This window comes from Kluyvera sp. (assembly GCF_965301105.1).
On the sequence record NZ_CBDKZX010000008.1, the window covers coordinates 19,441 to 37,424 of the forward strand.

18 protein-coding genes are annotated in these 17,984 nt (G+C 58.7%); 9 read left to right on the top strand and 9 right to left on the bottom strand.

Annotated features, from left to right (window positions below):
- Positions 1 to 61: 61 nt before the first annotated feature.
- From spy to astC, 6 genes are all read right to left on the bottom strand, one after another.
- Positions 62 to 568 carry an ATP-independent periplasmic protein-refolding chaperone Spy gene (spy, locus tag ACW14G_RS05260; protein ID WP_167576126.1) on the bottom strand — a complete coding sequence of 169 codons (507 nt, stop codon included), beginning with the start codon at positions 566 to 568 and terminating at the stop codon, positions 62 to 64.
- A gap of 318 nt (positions 569 to 886) precedes the next feature.
- Positions 887 to 1,864, bottom strand: coding sequence for a succinylglutamate desuccinylase (astE, locus tag ACW14G_RS05265; protein ID WP_249021965.1), 978 nt, complete (start codon positions 1,862 to 1,864; stop codon positions 887 to 889).
- A 9-nt stretch (positions 1,865 to 1,873) separates the two neighbouring features.
- The gene (astB, locus tag ACW14G_RS05270; protein ID WP_163445673.1) at positions 1,874 to 3,199 is read right to left on the bottom strand and encodes an N-succinylarginine dihydrolase; all 1,326 of its coding nucleotides are present in this window, start codon (positions 3,197 to 3,199) and stop codon (positions 1,874 to 1,876) included.
- Positions 3,196 to 4,674, bottom strand: a complete 1,479-nt coding sequence (gene astD, locus ACW14G_RS05275) for a succinylglutamate-semialdehyde dehydrogenase (protein ID WP_249021966.1) — start codon at positions 4,672 to 4,674, stop codon at positions 3,196 to 3,198. The genes astB and astD overlap by 4 nt, the downstream gene beginning before the upstream one ends.
- The gene (astA, locus tag ACW14G_RS05280) at positions 4,671 to 5,705 is read right to left on the bottom strand and encodes an arginine N-succinyltransferase (RefSeq protein ID WP_163445677.1); all 1,035 of its coding nucleotides are present in this window, start codon (positions 5,703 to 5,705) and stop codon (positions 4,671 to 4,673) included. The genes astD and astA overlap by 4 nt, the downstream gene beginning before the upstream one ends.
- Positions 5,702 to 6,922, bottom strand: coding sequence for a succinylornithine/acetylornithine transaminase (gene astC, locus ACW14G_RS05285; protein WP_249021967.1), 1,221 nt, complete (start codon positions 6,920 to 6,922; stop codon positions 5,702 to 5,704). Before astC ends, astA begins: the two co-directional genes overlap by 4 nt.
- 449 nt (positions 6,923 to 7,371) lie before the next feature.
- Between astC and xthA the strand changes: the two genes are divergently transcribed.
- From xthA to ACW14G_RS05320, 7 genes are all read left to right on the top strand, one after another.
- A complete protein-coding gene (xthA, locus tag ACW14G_RS05290; RefSeq protein WP_065357619.1) occupies positions 7,372 to 8,175 on the top strand; it encodes an exodeoxyribonuclease III in 804 nt (267 codons plus the stop codon).
- 179 nt (positions 8,176 to 8,354) lie between these two features.
- On the top strand, positions 8,355 to 9,011 hold the full coding sequence (locus ACW14G_RS05295; protein ID WP_249021968.1) for a TVP38/TMEM64 family protein: 657 nt from the start codon (positions 8,355 to 8,357) through the stop codon (positions 9,009 to 9,011).
- Positions 9,008 to 9,700 (top strand): TVP38/TMEM64 family protein, encoded by a 693-nt coding sequence (locus tag ACW14G_RS05300; RefSeq protein ID WP_163445685.1) that lies wholly within the window; start codon positions 9,008 to 9,010, stop codon positions 9,698 to 9,700. Before ACW14G_RS05295 ends, ACW14G_RS05300 begins: the two co-directional genes overlap by 4 nt.
- A complete protein-coding gene (locus tag ACW14G_RS05305) occupies positions 9,700 to 10,890 on the top strand; it encodes an ABC transporter substrate-binding protein (protein WP_419058797.1) in 1,191 nt (396 codons plus the stop codon). The genes ACW14G_RS05300 and ACW14G_RS05305 overlap by 1 nt, the downstream gene beginning before the upstream one ends.
- Complete coding sequence (locus ACW14G_RS05310; protein WP_249021969.1) at positions 10,863 to 12,398, top strand: ABC transporter permease subunit; 1,536 nt, start codon at positions 10,863 to 10,865, stop codon at positions 12,396 to 12,398. The genes ACW14G_RS05305 and ACW14G_RS05310 overlap by 28 nt, the downstream gene beginning before the upstream one ends.
- The gene (locus ACW14G_RS05315; RefSeq protein WP_249021970.1) at positions 12,398 to 13,030 is read left to right on the top strand and encodes an ATP-binding cassette domain-containing protein; all 633 of its coding nucleotides are present in this window, start codon (positions 12,398 to 12,400) and stop codon (positions 13,028 to 13,030) included. Before ACW14G_RS05310 ends, ACW14G_RS05315 begins: the two co-directional genes overlap by 1 nt.
- Before the next feature lie 84 nt (positions 13,031 to 13,114).
- Positions 13,115 to 14,419, top strand: a complete 1,305-nt coding sequence (locus ACW14G_RS05320) for a rhodanese-like domain-containing protein (protein ID WP_249021971.1) — start codon at positions 13,115 to 13,117, stop codon at positions 14,417 to 14,419.
- Here ACW14G_RS05320 and ACW14G_RS05325 read toward each other — a convergent pair.
- Complete coding sequence (locus tag ACW14G_RS05325; protein WP_249021972.1) at positions 14,416 to 15,048, bottom strand: CDP-alcohol phosphatidyltransferase family protein; 633 nt, start codon at positions 15,046 to 15,048, stop codon at positions 14,416 to 14,418. The two genes, ACW14G_RS05320 and ACW14G_RS05325, sit on opposite strands and share 4 nt — an antisense overlap.
- Positions 15,041 to 15,607 (bottom strand): carboxymuconolactone decarboxylase family protein, encoded by a 567-nt coding sequence (locus ACW14G_RS05330; protein WP_249021973.1) that lies wholly within the window; start codon positions 15,605 to 15,607, stop codon positions 15,041 to 15,043. The genes ACW14G_RS05325 and ACW14G_RS05330 overlap by 8 nt, the downstream gene beginning before the upstream one ends.
- A gap of 78 nt (positions 15,608 to 15,685) precedes the next feature.
- On the opposite strand from ACW14G_RS05330, the gene ACW14G_RS05335 reads away from it, so the two are divergent.
- Complete coding sequence (locus ACW14G_RS05335) at positions 15,686 to 16,102, top strand: pyrimidine (deoxy)nucleoside triphosphate diphosphatase (protein ID WP_283164033.1); 417 nt, start codon at positions 15,686 to 15,688, stop codon at positions 16,100 to 16,102.
- On the opposite strand, the gene ACW14G_RS05340 is transcribed toward ACW14G_RS05335, so the two are convergent.
- A complete protein-coding gene (locus ACW14G_RS05340) occupies positions 16,062 to 16,331 on the bottom strand; it encodes a DUF1496 domain-containing protein (RefSeq protein WP_163445695.1) in 270 nt (89 codons plus the stop codon). The genes ACW14G_RS05335 and ACW14G_RS05340 overlap by 41 nt on opposite strands.
- 235 nt (positions 16,332 to 16,566) lie before the next feature.
- On the opposite strand from ACW14G_RS05340, the gene gdhA reads away from it, so the two are divergent.
- Complete coding sequence (gene gdhA, locus ACW14G_RS05345) at positions 16,567 to 17,910, top strand: NADP-specific glutamate dehydrogenase (RefSeq protein ID WP_064546221.1); 1,344 nt, start codon at positions 16,567 to 16,569, stop codon at positions 17,908 to 17,910.
- Positions 17,911 to 17,984 lie beyond the last annotated feature (74 nt).

The following is a 17,984-nucleotide window of genomic DNA, read 5'->3' on the forward strand; positions in this document are numbered from 1 at the left end:
CCCATAGCCTTTTGGCATTTATGGGCAACTCCGGCGGTCTTAAGACAGTGTGCCGAGTGGATTATTCGGCAGGCGCAGCAGGCATTTTACCTTCTGGCGCTTTGTGTTCTGTCAGACGCTTCTCAAAATTAGCATTAAACTGCTTTTTCTGTTCCGGGGTTAAGATGTTGTAAATCTTGTTCTGGGTTTCCAGACGAGACAGCATCATGGCTTTATGCTGCTCTTCCATCTTCGTAATCTGCGCTTCCGCTTTCGCTTTATCGAAGCTGTCGCTGGCAATCAGGTTATGCATCGCACGCATCTCTTCCTGCGGCGGACGTTTCATATGTTCGCGGTTGTCTTTCATGATGTCGCGAATCTGCTGTTTCTGCGCATCGGTCAGGTTCAGTCCCTGGAACATCATATCGTGACGCGGGCCCATCTTACCTTTGTGATGATGCATCATTTTACCTGCCGGCTGCGTGGCGTCGGTGGTGGTGGTAGAAGTCGTATCTGCCGCATGAGCCAGATTAGCCGCGCCCAGAGCCAGAGTAGAAGCAACAAACAGAGCAGTTAATTTTTTCATCATTAAGTCCTTACTTTCAGTTATTCTGACGGCGCATTGCCGTGTTGACGAGATTAACTTTACGGGGTTTATCGTCAATTAATCAGAGCGAGAGTAAAACAATGAAAGTGTAAAAAACAATTTTTCGCCAATTATGATGAAATTAAGGATAAAGTGTGGAGAGTTGCAACGAAAATATTCAATACGATGATTAATAAGAGATTTTCTTAAAAGTATAAAGCAGCGCCGATTATTAATAAAGCAATATTCCAGGAATAATCCGTAATACCATCAGAACGCCAAAATAAAAAGCCGCAACACAATGCTGTGCGGCTTTTTTCGCTATATAGCAGGCGGGCAACGTTCTAACATCAGGCCAGCACGCAACCCCAACGCCACGTCCGGGTTGGGGAACAAGACATACTCACAGGCCGATTCCACCACGTAGCGCGTATCACCGTCTTCCGCCAACAGTGTCCCCTTCGCGAAAGGCGTGAAGTTCAGCGTCTGCGCGGACATATGCAGCCGGAAGTCCGCGCTGCGGCGGGTAATCTGCTGCACCACCCGGTAGTAAAGCGGCGTTGCCGCTGCGCCACCGCCAGATTCCCCCGCCAGCAAATTCGCCAGCTGTCGCTCAAACAGCGCGAACTGGCTAAGATCGTTTTGTCCGAAAGGTCGTGCCTTACCCAGTTCCAGCGTGCAGGACAGCGCGTCAAACGTTTCGCAGGTAAAATGGGTAAACGTTCCCCCCGGCGCCTGATGAAACACCAGCGCCTGCAGCCCCGCCGAGCCCAGCCAGCGTAAAAAATCCGCGTCCCACGGGGTCTCTCGCATCGGCAATACGCCAAAACGCGGGTGATGAGAACCGCGAATGGCGGTATGCATATCAAGATGCCAGCGCGTCTCAGCCGGGCAGCGCTGGTAAAACGCCGCTACGGTTTGCTCGAGGCTGGCGGCGCGTACGGTTTCATCACTCACCGGGAAATGCCGCCAGCGGGCGCCAAACATCCGGTTGAGATCGCTGTGCAGGTAGCGTTTGTTATCACGCAGCGCTGGCGGGTTACCCAATACCACCAGCAAATGCCAGCGCAAGGCCTGTTTGCCGCTGATTAATGCGGTCAGTAGATTATCGAGGATTTCAACCGGCGCGGTCTCATTGCCGTGGATCCCCGCCGACAGCACCATCGCCTGCGAGCAACTTTGATGCGGCGTCAGCTGTAGCACGCCGGCTTCACGCCACTCCCAGCGAAAGTTGGCCGTTTCGCCCTCCGGCTGCGGCGGCAGCCTCCCCGCCAGCGTTAACGCCAGAAATTGTTTCATGCCGCCTCCTTAGCGCTGAAAAGGGTAGATCGATCCCAACTGTAAAATCTGGGTTAATCTGTCCAGCGCTTCGCGCCCTTCCACCAGCAACTGCGGGTCGGCGAGATCGGCTTGCGTCAGACGATCGCGGTAATAACAGTCAACCCAGTCATTGAGCGTGGCAAATAGCGTATCGTTCATCATCACTGCCGGGTTCACCGCCCTGCGCTCATCGTCGGTCAGCACTACCCGCAGACGCAGGCACGCAGGCCCACCGCCATTGGCCATGCTTTCGCGCAGGTCGAACACCCTCAGTTCGTCAATCGGATTATCCTGCGCCAGCAGCGCGTTGAGATAACGCCAGACGCGCGGATGCTCCTGCGCTTCGCCGGGCAGCACCAGCAGCATGCTGCCGTCGGGTTTGCTGAGCAGTTGGCTGTTAAACAGATACGTTGCCACCGCTTCGGCAACCGTCACTTTCGAGGAGGGAACCTCAATCGGCATGAAGTTCGGTACTTTCAGTGCCAGCTGGCGCAGCAACGCGGGCTGATCGACAAACGCCTGCTCGTGGCAAAACAGCACCTGCCGGTTACTGACCGCGATCACATCGTTGTGGAACACGCCCTGATCAATCACCTGCGGATTTTGCTGGGCAAAAATCACCTGGTTAGGGTTAAGCTGATTGAGACGCGCCACCGCCTCACTGGCGGCTCGCGTTTGTCGCGCCGGATAACGCTGCGGCTGACTGGCGTTCAGCGAATCACGACCGTAGATAAACAGCTGCGTCCCCGGCTGCCCATAGTCACGCCCCAGCCGGTTATGGTTCGCCGCCCCTTCATCGCCCAGCGCCGCCACCGATGGCAGCGGGCCATGTACGGCAAAGTGCGCCGGATGCGCAAAAATGGCCTGCAGCACGGCCTGAGTGGTCGGCGCTTCGCTGGCGCGGTGCAGCAGGCTACTGAGATTGGCGACAGTCAGGTGCACCTTGCCATCTAAAGCATCCGCCGAGGGGCATACCGTCGCCGCGTTCGCGACCCACATTGCTGACGCCGAACTGGCCGCGCTCAACAGTTCCGGTGCCTGTGCGGCGGCCTTCGCGACCACCTGCTCATCGCGGCCGCTAAAACCAAGCTGGCGCAGAAGCGCCACGTTCGGCCGCTCCTGCGGTGGGATCACGCCTTGCGGGAAACCGGCATCCGCCAGCGCCTTCATTTTCAGCAGCCCCTGCTTCGCCGCCCGCTGCGGGTTTGAAATCTGATACTGGTTGCGGGTCGAGGCCTCATTACCAAACGACAGCCCGGCGTAGTGGTGCGTTAGCCCCGGCAGACCGTCAAAATTCACCTCCCAGGCGTTCATGATGGCACCTCGCGCTGGAAATCCAGCCCTGGGTTGAGCGTCGCCGGCAAGGTCGCCGTCGGCGCTTCAAGGCTGGCCATCGGCCACGCACAATAATCGGCGGCATACCAGGCTCCCGGACGATGGTTGCCGGACGCGCCGACGCCACCAAACGGCGCGGTGCTGGCCGCTCCGGTGAGCGGTTTATTCCAGTTCACGATACCGGCCCGCGCTTCCAGCAGCAGGCGCTCAAATTTATCCCGTTCCGGTGAAATCAGCCCGCAGGAGAGCCCATAGCGCGTCGCGTTGGCAAGCGCGATAGCCTGGTCGAAATCATCATAGCGCCAGACGCCCAGCAACGGCCCGAACACCTCTTCATCGGCGATATCATGTGCTTCGCTCAGCTCAACAATACCCGGCGTCAGCAGCGAGGTACCCGGCTGTAACAAACGCGGCGTCAGCAATGTCACACCGCCATGTTCTACCTGCATCTGCCAGGCCTGGTGCACGCGCTCTGCCGCCTGCGCCGAGATCAGCCCGCCAATAAACGGCTGCGGCTCGGCATCCCAGGCCGCGGGAATAATACGCCCGCTTACCTCCACCAGCCGCTGTAAAAAGGCATCACCCAGCGCGCCACGCTTGACCAGCAGTCGACGCGCGCAGGTACAGCGCTGTCCGGCGGTAATAAACGCCGATTGAATGGTCAGGTGTACGGCGGCATCGATATCCGTGGGTTCATCAACGATCAGCGGGTTGTTGCCGCCCATCTCCAACGCCAGCATTTTTTGCGGCTGCCCGGCAAGCTGACAATGCAGATGGAAGCCAGTCGCCGAACTGCCGGTAAACAACACGCCGTCAATACCCGGCTGGACGCTCAGCGCTTCGCCGGTCTCACGACCGCCCTGCACAAGATTGAGTACCCCCGGCGGCAGCCCCGCCTGTTCCCAGAGCTTCACTACGGCCTGGGCGCAGTCCGGCGCCAGTTCGCTGGGCTTAAACACCAGCGTATTTCCTGCCAGCAGCGCGGGAACAATATGGCCGTTCGGCAAATGACCGGGGAAATTATAGGGGCCGAACACCGCCAGCACGCCGTGTGGCCGGTGGCGTAGCGTCGCCGCGCCATCGGCCATATCGGCATGGCTTTCGCCGGTCCGGCTGTGATAAGCCTTCACGGAAATGGCGATTTTATTGATCATCGCCGCCACTTCGGTCGCCGCTTCCCAACGCGGTTTCGCCGTCTCGCGGGCGATGGTTTCCGTCAGCGCCGCTTTGTTCGCCTCCAGCAGACTGGCAAACGTTTCAACAATTTGCTGACGTTCGCTGAACGCGCGCTTCGCCCAGGCAGGAAAGGCGTGCCGGGCCGCGTCCACGGCGGATTCTACCTGCAGAGCGCTGGCATCGTGACCCTGCCATACCGTTTCACCGCTGACCGGATTGGCGCGCTGACGGCGCGGTCCCTCGCCGATCAGCCATTTTCCATTAATCCATAGGCTCATATCTTCTTCTCCTCAGGGCACAGGCGGACCAGGCGAACCGCATCGCCCGGATGACAGTTCAGGGCGTCCAGCTGCTCAGCGTTTAACGTCAGGGTTTCGCCCGCCGGGTCGGCGTGCACCAGCATGGCGCGATAGTGCTGATACTGTTCATTCGCAACCACGCACAGCGGCAGGTCGCTGCCGCCGGTTTCCCCTTCCGTCACCGTCACCAGGCGACTTTTGCGCACCGCGCGCACCCGGTCGATTTCGCACTCCAGCGTCGGGCCGCCGTCAAAAATGTCGACATAATCGCGGTAACGGAATCCCTCTTTTTCCAGCACCGCTCGCGCCGGCGCGGTTTGCGGATGAACCTGCCCGATCACCGCGCGGGCTTCTTCACTGAGAAAATCGGTGTAGATCGGATGTTTCGGCATCAGCTCGGCGATAAACGCCTTCTGACCGGTACCGCACAGGTAGTCAGCGCGGGCGAACTCCATCGAGAAGAAGCGTTTTCCCAGGCTTTCCCAGAACGGCGAGTAGCCGTGTTCGTCAATCACGCCGCGCATTTCCGCCACCACCTTATGGTTGAAGCGATCGCGAAAGGCTGCCATAAATAAGAAGCGCGAGGATGATAGCAAATGACCGTTGCTCTCTTTGCGCCACGCCGGGTCAAGGAACAACGTGCACAGCTCGCTGCTGCCGGTATGATCGTTGGTCAAAAACAGCGTCGGCAGCGCGTTGTAGACGTTTAACTCTTTCGAGGCATGCACCAGCGTTCCGACCCGATAGTTGTACCAGGGGTCGTTGATCCCCACCGCCACTTCGATGGCGCACACCCCCACCACCGCGCCGCTGCGGGTATCTTCCAGCACGAAAACGTACCCCTGATCACCGCGCGGCAACGTTCCCTGCCAGGTCGCCTGCGAGCGGGCGATACGCGCCGCCAGCGTCTGTTCATCGGCGGGCAGCGAGGTCAGCCCGCCGCCCGTTTCCCCTGCGAGGGTTAAGAGGCCAGGCAGATCGCCGGCCCCAACCGGACGGATAATCATCATGATGACTCTCCCGCGACAAAACGTTCACAGGCGGCAGCGAAGCGGTTGAGACCGAGGGTCACATCCTCTTCTTTGACGATAAGCGCCGGGGCAAAACGGACCACGTTGGCCCCGGCAATCAGCACCATCAGCCCTTCTTCGGCGGCCAACAGGCTTATCTGTTTGGCCTTACCGGCATATTCATCGCGTAGCGCGCAGCCAATCAGCAAACCGACGCCGCGAATCTCTTTAAACAGCCCAAACTGCGCGTTAATGGCCTGCAAGCGCTCTTTAAACCACTGCTCGCGCTGCTTCACGCCGTTGAGCACCTGTGGGGTGTTGATAATCGACAGCACCTCGCCGGCGACCGCACAGGCTAACGGATTGCCGCCGTAGGTTGTACCGTGGGTGCCCACCGTCATCACGCTGGCAAAGGCTTCGCTCGCCAGCAGCGCGCCTATCGGGAATCCGCCGCCCAGCGCTTTCGCCGTGGTGAGCAGGTCCGGCGTGACGCCGTAGTGCATATAGGCATAGAGCTCGCCGGTGCGCCCTACGCCGGTCTGCACCTCGTCAAAAATCAGCGCCGCGTGGTGGCGATCGCACAACGCGCGCAGCTCTTGCAGAAACTCAAGCGCGGCCGGGATCACGCCGCCTTCACCCTGGATAGGTTCCACAATCACCGCGCAGGTATCGTCGTCAATCAGTACGCGGGCGGAGTCGATGTCGTTATAAACGCCGTGGCGAATATCCGGCGGCAGCGGCGCGAAGTCCTGTGAGTATGCGGGCTGTCCCCCGGCGGTGACGGTAAACAGCGTGCGGCCATGAAATGCGTTTTTAAACGCCACGATGCCGCTTTTGTGGCTGCCAAAGCGGTCATGAGCATATTTACGCGCCGTCTTCAGCGCCGCTTCGTTGGCCTCAGCGCCTGAGTTACAGAAAAAGAGGCGATCGGCAAAGGTGGCGTCAATCAACTGTTTCGCCAGCCGCAGCGCCGGTTCGTTGGTATAACCGTTACCGGTATGCCAGAATTTCCCCGCCTGCTCGGTCAGCGCGCGGATCATCGCTGGATGGGCGTGCCCCAGCGCATTCACGGCAATCCCCCCCGCAAAATCGATATAGCCCTTACCCTGTTGATCCCACAGCCAGGCGCCCTCACCGCGTACCGGAATAAACGGTGCCGGTGCGTAAACCGGCATCATCCACTGTTCAAAATCTTGACGGCTGATTGACTGAGACATAGCGACCTCGACAGGTAAATAAATGGTTTATTTTTTGTTAATTAATTGAGTGCATTTCACTGTAAATGTAGATTGCACGGTTCGTGCCAGCGAGGAGAAAAAGTGCATAAACGGAGAGCGAATACGAAATATCAATAGGTTACAAGGTCACCTTATTCATCATAATTGCATATAAAGTGAATATTAATGTCATACAGCGATGTTGCAGGGGGAAATTAAGAAATATTATGCATCAGCAAAATATCATTCTGGATTTGTGATCGACTGCGAAATTTATCGTAGATTTACGCCTCATAACGGCGCAGATTGCCTCAACCTGGTGCAAATTTTGCTCGCCCGGATGGCAGCGGCAATAAAAGAAATCGGTGATACCGCTGGGCGAAGGCAGCGGGCAACGTTAAATTCTGCTACTATCCCGTCACAATTCATTCTGCAAAGTGGCGACGACTATGAAATTTGTCTCTTTTAATATCAACGGCCTGCGCGCCCGTCCTCATCAACTGGAAGCCATCGTCGAAAAGCATCAGCCCGATGTGATTGGCCTGCAGGAGACAAAGGTTCACGACGACATGTTTCCGCTGGAAGAGGTCGCAAAGCTCGGTTACCACATTTTCTACCATGGTCAGAAGGGCCACTACGGCGTCGCAATGCTGACAAAAGCCGAGCCGGTTGCCGTTTATCGCGGCTTCCCGACCGATGATGAGGACGCCCAGCGCCGCATTATCATTGCCGAAGTGCCGTCGCCGTTTGGTAACGTCACGGTGATTAACGGCTATTTCCCGCAGGGGGAAAGCCGCGATCACGAGACCAAATTCCCGGCGAAAACCAAATTCTACCAGGATCTGCAGGACTACCTGGAAACCCGCCTGAGTAAAGAGAACCCGGTGCTGATCATGGGTGACATGAACATCAGCCCGACCGACCTCGACATCGGTATTGGCGAAGAGAACCGCAAGCGCTGGCTGCGCACCGGTAAGTGTTCGTTCCTGCCGGAAGAGCGCGAGTGGATGCAGCGCCTGCTGGGCTGGGGCCTGGTGGATACCTTCCGTAACGCTAACCCGGAAACCCACGACCGCTTCTCATGGTTTGACTATCGTTCCAAAGGGTTTGATGACAACCGTGGTCTGCGTATCGATCTGCTGCTGGCAAGCACCCCGCTGGCGGCGCACTGCGTGGAAACCGGCATCGACTATGAAATTCGCGCGATGGAAAAACCGTCGGATCACGCGCCGGTGTGGGCAACCTTTAAGTAAGCGTTATCCTGGGTAGTCCGCGCAGGGCTACCCAAATAATTCTGAGCAAAATCAATAAACAGGCGCTAAACTCTTGCTGGACTCTGGATTGTATAATAACGTCGCGCGCACCTTTTCTTCCCGGCAGGAGGACCCCATGCAAAAGAAGTCGGTACCGCACAGCCTCTAAGCTCCTGCTCATGGCTGTTGTTATCAGCCTGCTTTTCTCTTTGATTCACCGCTTCGGTCTCATTGACCTGATAACCCATTTGCGCCGTCTGCAGGATACCGTGCAGGCCAGCGGCACGCTCGGCTATGCGCTCTACATCGCGCTGTTTATTCTCGCCACGGTCTGCCTGCTGCCAGGGAGCGTGCTGGTGCTGGCAGGCGGTATCGTGTTTGGCCCGTGGCTCGGCACCCTCCTGTCGCTGATTGCCGCCACCGTCGCCTCGACGCTGTCGTTTTTACTGGCGCGCTGGCTGGGACGCGCGCTGCTGCTGAAGTATGTCGGGCATACGCACACCTTTCAGGCTATTGAGCGTGGGATCGCGCGCTCCGGTATCGATTTTCTGATTCTCACCCGCCTGATCCCGCTGTTTCCGTACAATATTCAGAACTACGCCTACGGCTTAACCGCTATTCGCTTCTGGCCGTATACGCTGATCTCCGCGCTCACCACCCTACCGGGGATCTTTATTTATACCCTGATGGCCAGCGAGCTGGCGACGGACGGCATCACCCTCGCCTTCATCCTCAAGCTGAGCCTCGCGGGGCTGGCACTGTTTGCGCTGGTCCAGGCGGCGAAAGGCTATGCGCGCCATAAACGCGTGGCGCTGCCCGTTGAGGATGGCGAATGAAACCTATCTGGTACGCCCGCGCGCTGGTCGTCGCGGCTTTTATCGCCCTGCTGCTGGCCTGGTGGTGGATACCGAGCGTTAACCTTTTTATCCACAATAGCCTGGGCGCATTTCTGGCGCTGGATCAGCAAGGCATCGAGCGCTTTATTCACTCTTATGGCTCGCAGGCCGCGGTGGTGTCGTTCCTGCTGATGATTTTCCAGGCCATTGCCGCGCCGTTGCCAGCGTTTTTGATCACCTTCGCTAACGCCTCGCTGTTTGGCGCCTTCTGGGGCGGCGTGCTCTCCTGGAGCAGCGCAATGGTCGGGGCGGCGCTCTGTTTTTATATCGCCCGCCTGATGGGGCGCGGCGTGGTTGAAAAACTGACCGGGAAAACGGTGCTCAAGAGCGTCGACGGGTTTTTCGATCGCTACGGCAAACACACGATCCTTATCTGCCGCCTGCTGCCGTTCGTGCCGTTCGATCCGGTGAGCTACGCCGCGGGTTTGACCTCGATCCGCTTTCGCCACTTTTTGTTGGCGACCGGCCTTGGCCAACTGCCCGCGACGATTGTCTACTCGTGGGTCGGTAGCTTACTCACCGGCGGCACGTTCTGGTTGGTGACCGGGCTGTTTATTCTGTTTGCACTGACTATCGTTATTTTTGTCGCTAAGACGTTTTATCACGAACGCCAAAAGAGGAAATCCTGATGCGTTATCACGGAGAAACCCGTCGTCGCCTGCGTTATGGCCTGCTGGGGCTGCTTTCACTCTGCTCACTCACTGCGGGTGCCGCTGACTGGCCACAGATTGAACAGGAAGCCAAAGGTCAGACCGTGTGGTTTAACGCCTGGGGCGGCGACGAAGCGGTCAACCACTACCTGGACTGGGTCAGCGGCGAAGTGAAACGTGATTACGCAATTGACCTGCGCATTGTGCACATCGCCGACGCGGCAGACACGGTAAAGCGCATTCAGACCGAATCCCGGGCCGGGCGCAAAACTAACGGTTCAGTGGATCTGTTATGGGTCAACGGCGAGAACTTCCGCACGTTGAAAGAGGCCAATTTGCTGCGTACCGGTTGGGCGGAGCAACTGCCGAACTGGCGCTATGTCGACGTGACAAAACCCGTTCGCGAAGATTTCTCCGTGCCGGTCGAAGGCGCCGAGTCGCCGTGGGGCAGCGCACAGTTGACCTTTATCGCTCGTCAGCAGCAAACGCCGCAGCCGCCCCGCTCCGCGCAGGCACTGCTTGAGTTCGCCAAAGCGCATCCCGGTACCGTCACCTACCCACGCCCGCCGGATTTCACCGGCACCGCGCTGCTGGAGCAACTGTTGATTAACCTCACCGGCCAGCCCGATGCGCTGAAACAGCCGCCGGAGGAGAAAACGTTCGCCGCCGTCACCGCGCCGCTGTGGGCCTATCTGGACCAGCTCCACCCAATGCTGTGGCGCAACGGCAAAGATTTCCCGCCGTCGCCTGCGCGGATGGACACCATGCTGGCCAACGGCACGCTGCGCCTGTCGCTGACCTTTAACCCGATGCACGCAAAGCAAAAGGTGGCGAAAGGCCAGTTGCCGAAAGATAGCTACAGCTTCGGCTTTAGCAACGGTATGCTCGGCAACGTCCACTTTGTCACCATCCCGGCCAACGCCTCCGCCAGCGCCGGGGCGCAGGTGGTGGCAAACTTCCTGCTGTCGCCTGCGGCGCAGCTGCGTAAAGCCGACCCGGCGGTGTGGGGCGACCCCAGCGTGCTGGATCCGGCAAAGCTCGACGCCGGGCAGCAAAAAACGTTGCAGGACCTGATGCCGGAAAATACTCCGCCGGTGCTGGCTGAACCGCATGCGGCATGGGTTAACGCGCTGGAGCAGGAATGGCTGCGCCGTTACGGTACGCATTAATACTGCTGTGCTGGGGCATGATGCTGGTCATCTATCTGCCCCTGCTGCCAGCTGCGGGTATCCTCCTCGCCCCCGCACTGTCGCTGACGCACTGGCAATCGTTACTGTCCGACCCGCAGCTGCCGCAAGCCGTGGCGGCAACGTTGATTTCAACGCTTATCGCCGTCGGCGGTGCGCTGCTGTTGACGCTGCTGCTTATCACCACCCTCTGGCCTTCACCTGCCTGGCAGCGGCTGTCATCGCGCCTGCCATGGCTGCTAGCGCTGCCGCACGTCGCTTTCGCCACCTGCGCGCTGCTGCTGTTTGCCGAGGGCGGCGCGCTGTACCGCCTGCTGCCGACGCTGACGCCAGTACAGGATCGTTACGGCATCGGGCTCGGCCTGGTGCTGGCGGTGAAAGAGAGCGGCTTTTTGCTGTGGGTGTGCTGGGCGCTGCTCGGTGAAAGACGGCTGGCGCAGCAGGTGGTCGTGTTTAAAAGCCTTGGCTACGGACGCGGTCAATGCCTGACCCGCGTGATCCTCCCTGCGCTGATGCCATCGCTGAGCGTCGCGCTGCTGGCCACCACCGCCTGGACACTCTCGGTGGTAGATGTGGCGACGATCATTGGCCCCGGAAACCCGCCGACGCTGGCGGTGCTGGCCTGGCAATGGTTGAATGACGCTGACCCGTATATTCAGGCTAAAGGGGGACTGGCCTGTCTTTTGCTGCTGGCGATCCTCACAGCATTGGCCGCTGCGGCCAGCCTGTGCTGGCACGTCTGGCGGGGACATACGCCGCGTCTGAACGGCACTCGCCAGCCACATTTCCCGATGTTACCCGGCAGACTCATCGGCCTGGTGTTGCCGCTGTGCGGGCTGCTGTGCGTTATGTTTTTGCTGGGGTTAGCGAACAACACCTTGCCTGCTCCCGAAACCCTCGGCAACAGCCTGTGGCTGGCGCTGCTGTCGGCGTTCACCGGCGGCGCAGTCTGCCTGTTCTGGTTGGAATGGGGCCCCAGACGGCATCACCCCTGGCTGGATCTTCCCCTGATACTGCCGGCGCTGCCGTTGGCCGCCGGGCAGTATCAGCTAGCGCTGTACAGCTGGTTGGATGGCCAGTTCACCACCGTGCTATGGGGACATCTGCTGTGGGTCGTGCCGTGGATGCTGTTCGTGCTGCGTCCGGCGTGGAGACAGATTGACCCGCGTCAGACATTGCTGGCGCAAACGTTGGGATGGAGCCGTCTACGCCGATTCTGCCAACTGAAATGCCCGCTGATTATCCGTCCTTTGCTGTCTGCGCTGGCGGTGGGCTTTTCCGTCAGCATCGCCCAGTATCTGCCCACTCAGTGGCTAGGCGGCGGACGAATCCCTACGCTTACGACCGAGGCGGTCGCCTTGAGCAGCGGCGGCGTGACCGACACATTAGCCGCCCAGGCGTTGTGGCAACTGCTGCTGCCGATGATCTTTTTCTTGCTGACCGCGCTGCTGGCACGGCGCATCAGCCATTTTCGACGAGGTCTACGCTAATGTTACAGGTGCGAAATCTGACGCTCACCCTCGCCGGTCAGCCGCTGCTGCGTGCGGTTAACTTTGTCGTTCCCCCCGGCGAAATTGTGACGCTAATGGGCCCTTCCGGCTGCGGAAAATCCACGTTATTTGCCTGGATGGTAGGGGCGCTGGATGGCGCGTTTCGCGCACAAGGCGAACTGTGGCTTAACGATAAGCGTACCGACACGCTGCCAACCGAAAAACGACGTATCGGCATTTTATTTCAGGACGCGCTGCTGTTCGACCACCTGAGCGTAGGGCAGAATTTGCGTCTTGCGCTACCGGCAAGCGTTGCCCGGGATACCCGCCAAATGCGGGTTGAGCAGGCGCTGGAACATGCCGAACTGCCTGGCTTTTACGCCCGCGACCCGGCCACGCTTTCCGGCGGCCAGCGCGCCCGCGTTGCCCTGCTGCGCGCCCTGCTGGCACAACCTGATGCGCTGCTGCTGGACGAACCGTTCAGCCGCCTTGACCAACAGCTACGCGGCAGTTTTCGCCAGTGGGTGTTTAGCGAACTCCGGCAGCAGCACATTCCGGTGGTACAGGTCACCCACGACCCGGATGACGTACCGGCTGGCGGCCGCTGTCTGCAGCTTGCAAACTGGCGTTGACGCGGGAAAAACTGCGTTAACGCAAGGTTTTTCTTTCACCAGAGGTTCAAAATGACGCTCCTTTTATCCTCGTCGGACGATTTGATGAAACGTGTTTCTCAACTGACCGCGCTGGCCCTTGCACTCGGCCTCGCCTCCTCTGTCTTCGCCGCTGAAACGGCAAAAACCTTGACCTTCACCCATCTGCTCCAGCAAAAAGGCACCGCCATCGATACGCGTCTGAGCGCGTTCTACAACGGCTGGCCGCAGCAGGCGAACGGCCCGCAGGGGCATGAACCGGGGGCGCTAAACCTCTCCGCCAGCTGGCTTTCCGCCATGAACAATGAACAGTTGATCGCCTGGGCGCAGCAGCACCAGCTGAAAAAAGAAACTGACATTGCCCTCTACGGCGACAGCAAAGATAACGACGCGGTGGCGAAACGTCTGAAAGAAGCGGGCTACACCAACATCTCCACCCTGAGCGACGCGCTGCAACAGCCCGAGCGTCTGCAAAAGCTGCCGCACTTCGAACAGTTGGTTTATCCACAGTGGCTGCACGACCTGCAACAGGGGAAAGACGTTCCGGCGAAACCGGCGGGCGACTATAAGGTGATTGAAGCCGCCTGGGGCGCGCCGAAGCTCTATCTGGTCAGCCATATTCCGAATGCAGGCTATATCGACACCAACGAGGTGGAAAGCGAGCCGCTGTGGAATAAAGTCTCCGACGCGCAGCTGAAAGCGATGCTGGCGAAACACGGCATTCGTCATGATACAACCGTGATCCTTTATGGGCGCGACGTTTACGCCGCAGCGCGCGTGGCGCAGATTATGCTGTATGCCGGTGTGAAAGACGTTCGTCTGCTCGATGGCGGGTGGAAAACCTGGTCGGATGCCGGTCTGCCGGTCGAGCGCGGCTTAGCAAAAGAGGTGAAGCCTGAGCCAGATTTCGGCGTGACTATCCCGGCACAACCGCAGTTGATGCTGGATATGGAACAGGCGCGCGGTCTGCTGCATCGTCAGGACGCATCGCTGGTGAGTATTCGTTCGTGGCCGGAATTTATCGGCACCACCAGCGGCTATAGCTATATCAAGCCAAAAGGTGACATTGCTGGCGCACGCTGGGGCCACGCGGGGAGCGACTCCACCCATATGGAAGACTTCCATAACCCGGATGGCACAATGCGCAGCGCGGATGATATCGCGGCGATGTGGAAATCCTGGAATATCACGCCAGAGCAGCAGGTGTCCTTCTACTGCGGTACCGGCTGGCGCGCCTCGGAAACCTTCATGTACGCCCGCGCAATGGGCTGGAAAAACGTCAGCGTCTACGACGGCGGCTGGTATGAGTGGAGCGGCGATCCGAAAAACCCGGTTGCCACCGGCGATCGCGGCCCGGATAGTTCACGTTAATCCACGTTTTCATGACGCTGAAGATTTTTCAGCGTCATGTACCCTCCCCACACGCGATTGAAGGTTGTCAGCCAACACAGCGCGCCAAAGATCCACGCCATCCACGCAAACCACGCCGGAAACAGGCAGCCCAGCACAAACAGCAGGATAGTCTCAGTCCCTTCGGTTAAGCCGCCAAGATAGTACAACGACTTATGGGCATAGCCGGGGTTATCAATCTGATGTTTCGCGGCCAGCGCGGCGAAGGCAAGAAAACTGCTACCGGTGCCCATAAAAGCGAACAGCAGCCAGCCGCCAGCCAGCGCGTTGGCCGCCGGGTCGGCAAGCATAAAGCCAAACGGCACCAGCGCGTAGAACAGAAAATCCAGCGCGATATCGAGGAAACCGCCCGCGTCGGTCAGCCCGCGACGACGGGCCATCGCGCCGTCCAGACCATCCAGCAGACGATTAACAATAATGGCGACCAGCGCCGCGCCATACCATCCCAGCGCCAGAAACGGCAACGCCAGTATGCCGATAGCAAAACCGACCAGCGTAATGCCATCCGCCGACACACCGGGCTTATCCAGAGCCTGCGCGGCACGGTTAAGCCAGGGTTTCAGGCGTGGGTGCAGGTGTTTATCAAGCATCGGTTTTTTCTCTCATCGAACACAGCCCTTGTGACGGGATTTCCAGCGCGGCATTGAAGCGCGCAGATAAATTCTGGAACGCCACCAGCGCGGTCATTTCCGTAATTTGCGCCTCGTTAAAGTGACAGTGTAACTCATGCTTATGTGCCTCAGAGATCCGCGGCGGCGTGGCGGTCATCGCCTCGGCGTAATCCAGCGCGGCGCGTTCAGCCGGGGTAAACAGCGCCGAAGTACGCCACGCCTCCAGCGCCAGCACTTTATCCATCGCCCCGCAGCGCTGCGCCAGGCGCAGACTGTTGGCGTCAATGCAGAACGCGCAGTCGCACTGCTGGGATACGCGGGTCATCAGCAGCGCGCGCAGCGTCGGGTCGAGTCGCGCTTTTTTGCGCTCCAGATAGCCAACAAACAGCGCCACCAGCCAGAACAGGCGCGGCATGCGCCCCCACCAGCGCGTAGGATTGAGGACCTCGCCATAATGCTTGCGCTGCATGGCGGCAATCGGTTTTAAACTGAGCGGTAATTGGCTGAGCGGCTGCACCCAGGGTTGGCGGTTTTTCACCCGGAGACTCCTGCAAAACTTTAGCTAACGGCAAAGCAAGGATAATATGGCAACTCCTTTATCTCGTCTTTGACCGTTATGCTGAAAACCATTGATGTTGTTGCCGCTATTATCGAACAAAATGGCAAAATTCTTCTCGCCCAACGTCCACCTCATGCCGATCAGGCCGGGCTGTGGGAATTTGCCGGGGGCAAAGTGGAGGCCGGAGAGAGCCAGCAGGAAGCGCTGATCCGCGAGCTGCAGGAAGAGCTGGCGATCACCGCCTGGCCCGCCTGCTATGTCGCCAGCCATCGTCGTGAAGTCTCCGGACGTATCATTCATCTGCACGCCTGGTACGTGCCGCGCTTTGAGGGCGAGCTCATCGCGCGCGAGCATAGCGCGCTGGTGTGGTGCACGCCTCAGGAAGCGCAAGGCTACGATCTGGCCCCCGCCGACGTGCCATTATTAGCGGCGTTTATGGCTTTACCCGACGCCAAACGAGCGGGTTGGTGCTAATCGCGCGTTCATCACGCTGGCACTGGAGCAACACACCCTCAACTTTCACCACCGCCCCTTCCGAGTAGTTCTGATTTTCATAAATGCAGCACTGGGTACATTGCTGCACGCGTTGGCTGCTGTTGTTGTTGCTGAATACCTCAGGGGGAACGTTAACTTCCACCTGAGGACGCGCCTGCGCGGCGCTACAAAACAGCGCTAACGCGCCAGCAATCCAGAAGCATTTCATCGTCTATCTCCTTAAAAAAGCACCTCGTATTACTATCGACCAAATGGGCGCGCAACTTAACTTTTTTACGTCATCGCTTTTGGTTATGACCCGGCATTGAGTATTAATTTTATTCTGCTTCCGGAAAATCCTTGTCATCCGTTAGCAGGGTAGTGATATAGTCGAAATAACGCACGCTATTAAACACAACCATAACAACTACATACATCCACAATCATAAGAGGTACTTATACTTATGGACAAGGTTTGCTCCCTGGATACCTTCCTGGCTCATGTTCAACAGCGCGACCCACACCAGACCGAGTTTGCTCAGGCCGTACGCGAAGTCATGACAACACTCTGGCCGTTTCTCGAACAAAACCCGCGCTATCGCCAGCTCTCCCTGCTGGAAAGATTAGTTGAACCTGAGCGAGTGATTCAGTTCCGCGTGGTGTGGGTGGACGACCGTAATCAGGTACAAGTTAACCGCGCCTGGCGCGTACAGTTCAGTTCGGCCATCGGGCCGTTCAAAGGCGGGATGCGTTTCCACCCGTCCGTAAACCTGTCTATCCTGAAATTCCTCGGCTTTGAGCAGACCTTCAAAAACGCCCTGACGACTCTGCCAATGGGCGGTGGTAAGGGCGGCTCTGACTTCGATCCGAAAGGCAAAAGTGAAGGCGAAGTGATGCGTTTCTGCCAGGCGCTGATGACCGAACTCTATCGTCATCTGGGCTCTGATACCGACGTCCCGGCGGGCGATATCGGCGTGGGTGGTCGTGAAGTCGGCTTTATGGCCGGGATGATGAAAAAACTGTCTAACGACACCTCCTGCGTCTTCACCGGTAAAGGGCTCTCCTTCGGCGGCAGCCTGATTCGCCCGGAAGCCACCGGCTATGGCCTGGTGTACTTCACCGAAGCGATGCTCAAACGTCACGGTCTGGGCTTCGAAGGTATGCGCGTGGCGGTGTCAGGTTCCGGCAACGTGGCGCAGTATGCGATTGAAAAAGCGATGGAGCTGGGCGCGCGCGTGATCACCGCCTCCGACTCCAGCGGTACCGTAGTTGATGAGTCTGGTTTCACCAAAGAGAAGCTGGCGCGCCTGTGCGAAATTAAGGCCAGCCGCGACGGTCGCGTCGCTGACTACGCGCGCGAATTCGGTCTGGTGTATCTGGAAGGCCAGCAGCCGTGGAGCGTGGCGGTGGATATCGCCCTGCCGTGCGCCACGCAGAACGAGCTCGATGCCGACGCGGCGCGCGTACTGATCGCCAACGGCGTGAAGGCCGTAGCGGAAGGCGCTAACATGCCGACCACGATTGAAGCAACCGATCTGTTCCTCGAAGCGGGTGTCCTGTTCGCGCCGGGTAAAGCGGCGAACGCCGGCGGCGTGGCCACTTCTGGTCTGGAAATGGCGCAGAACGCTGCACGTATGAGCTGGAAAGCGGAGAAAGTGGACGCACGTCTGCACCACATCATGCTGGATATTCACCATGCCTGCGTTGAGCACGGCGGTGAAGCGAAGCAAACCAACTACGTTCGCGGCGCGAACATTGCGGGCTTTGTGAAAGTAGCCGACGCGATGCTGGCGCAGGGCGTAATTTAAAACAAATAGCCCGGACGCGAAAGCGATGCCGGGCTATCGTTTTGAACCGTAGGCCTGATAAGCCAGCGCCATCA

Excerpts from the sequence above, each read along its gene's own strand:
- ACW14G_RS05300 (WP_163445685.1), top strand. The coding sequence starts at position 9,008 with ATGAAACCTATCTGGTACGCCCGCGCGCTGGTCGTCGCGGCTTTTATC.
- astB (WP_163445673.1), bottom strand. The coding sequence starts at position 3,199 with ATGAACGCCTGGGAGGTGAATTTTGACGGTCTGCCGGGGCTAACGCAC.
- ACW14G_RS05315 (WP_249021970.1), top strand. The coding sequence starts at position 12,398 with ATGTTACAGGTGCGAAATCTGACGCTCACCCTCGCCGGTCAGCCGCTG.
- ACW14G_RS05305 (WP_419058797.1), top strand. The coding sequence starts at position 9,700 with ATGCGTTATCACGGAGAAACCCGTCGTCGCCTGCGTTATGGCCTGCTG.
- ACW14G_RS05295 (WP_249021968.1), top strand. The coding sequence starts at position 8,355 with ATGGCTGTTGTTATCAGCCTGCTTTTCTCTTTGATTCACCGCTTCGGT.
- ACW14G_RS05320 (WP_249021971.1), top strand. The coding sequence starts at position 13,115 with ATGAAACGTGTTTCTCAACTGACCGCGCTGGCCCTTGCACTCGGCCTC.
- astA (WP_163445677.1), bottom strand. The coding sequence starts at position 5,705 with ATGATGATTATCCGTCCGGTTGGGGCCGGCGATCTGCCTGGCCTCTTA.
- gdhA (WP_064546221.1), top strand. The coding sequence starts at position 16,567 with ATGGACAAGGTTTGCTCCCTGGATACCTTCCTGGCTCATGTTCAACAG.
- ACW14G_RS05340 (WP_163445695.1), bottom strand. The coding sequence starts at position 16,331 with ATGAAATGCTTCTGGATTGCTGGCGCGTTAGCGCTGTTTTGTAGCGCC.
- astE (WP_249021965.1), bottom strand. The coding sequence starts at position 1,864 with ATGAAACAATTTCTGGCGTTAACGCTGGCGGGGAGGCTGCCGCCGCAG.
- xthA (WP_065357619.1), top strand. The coding sequence starts at position 7,372 with ATGAAATTTGTCTCTTTTAATATCAACGGCCTGCGCGCCCGTCCTCAT.
- ACW14G_RS05325 (WP_249021972.1), bottom strand. The coding sequence starts at position 15,048 with ATGCTTGATAAACACCTGCACCCACGCCTGAAACCCTGGCTTAACCGT.
- astC (WP_249021967.1), bottom strand. The coding sequence starts at position 6,922 with ATGTCTCAGTCAATCAGCCGTCAAGATTTTGAACAGTGGATGATGCCG.
- astD (WP_249021966.1), bottom strand. The coding sequence starts at position 4,674 with ATGAGCCTATGGATTAATGGAAAATGGCTGATCGGCGAGGGACCGCGC.
- spy (WP_167576126.1), bottom strand. The coding sequence starts at position 568 with ATGATGAAAAAATTAACTGCTCTGTTTGTTGCTTCTACTCTGGCTCTG.
- ACW14G_RS05310 (WP_249021969.1), top strand. The coding sequence starts at position 10,863 with ATGGCTGCGCCGTTACGGTACGCATTAATACTGCTGTGCTGGGGCATG.
- ACW14G_RS05335 (WP_283164033.1), top strand. The coding sequence starts at position 15,686 with ATGCTGAAAACCATTGATGTTGTTGCCGCTATTATCGAACAAAATGGC.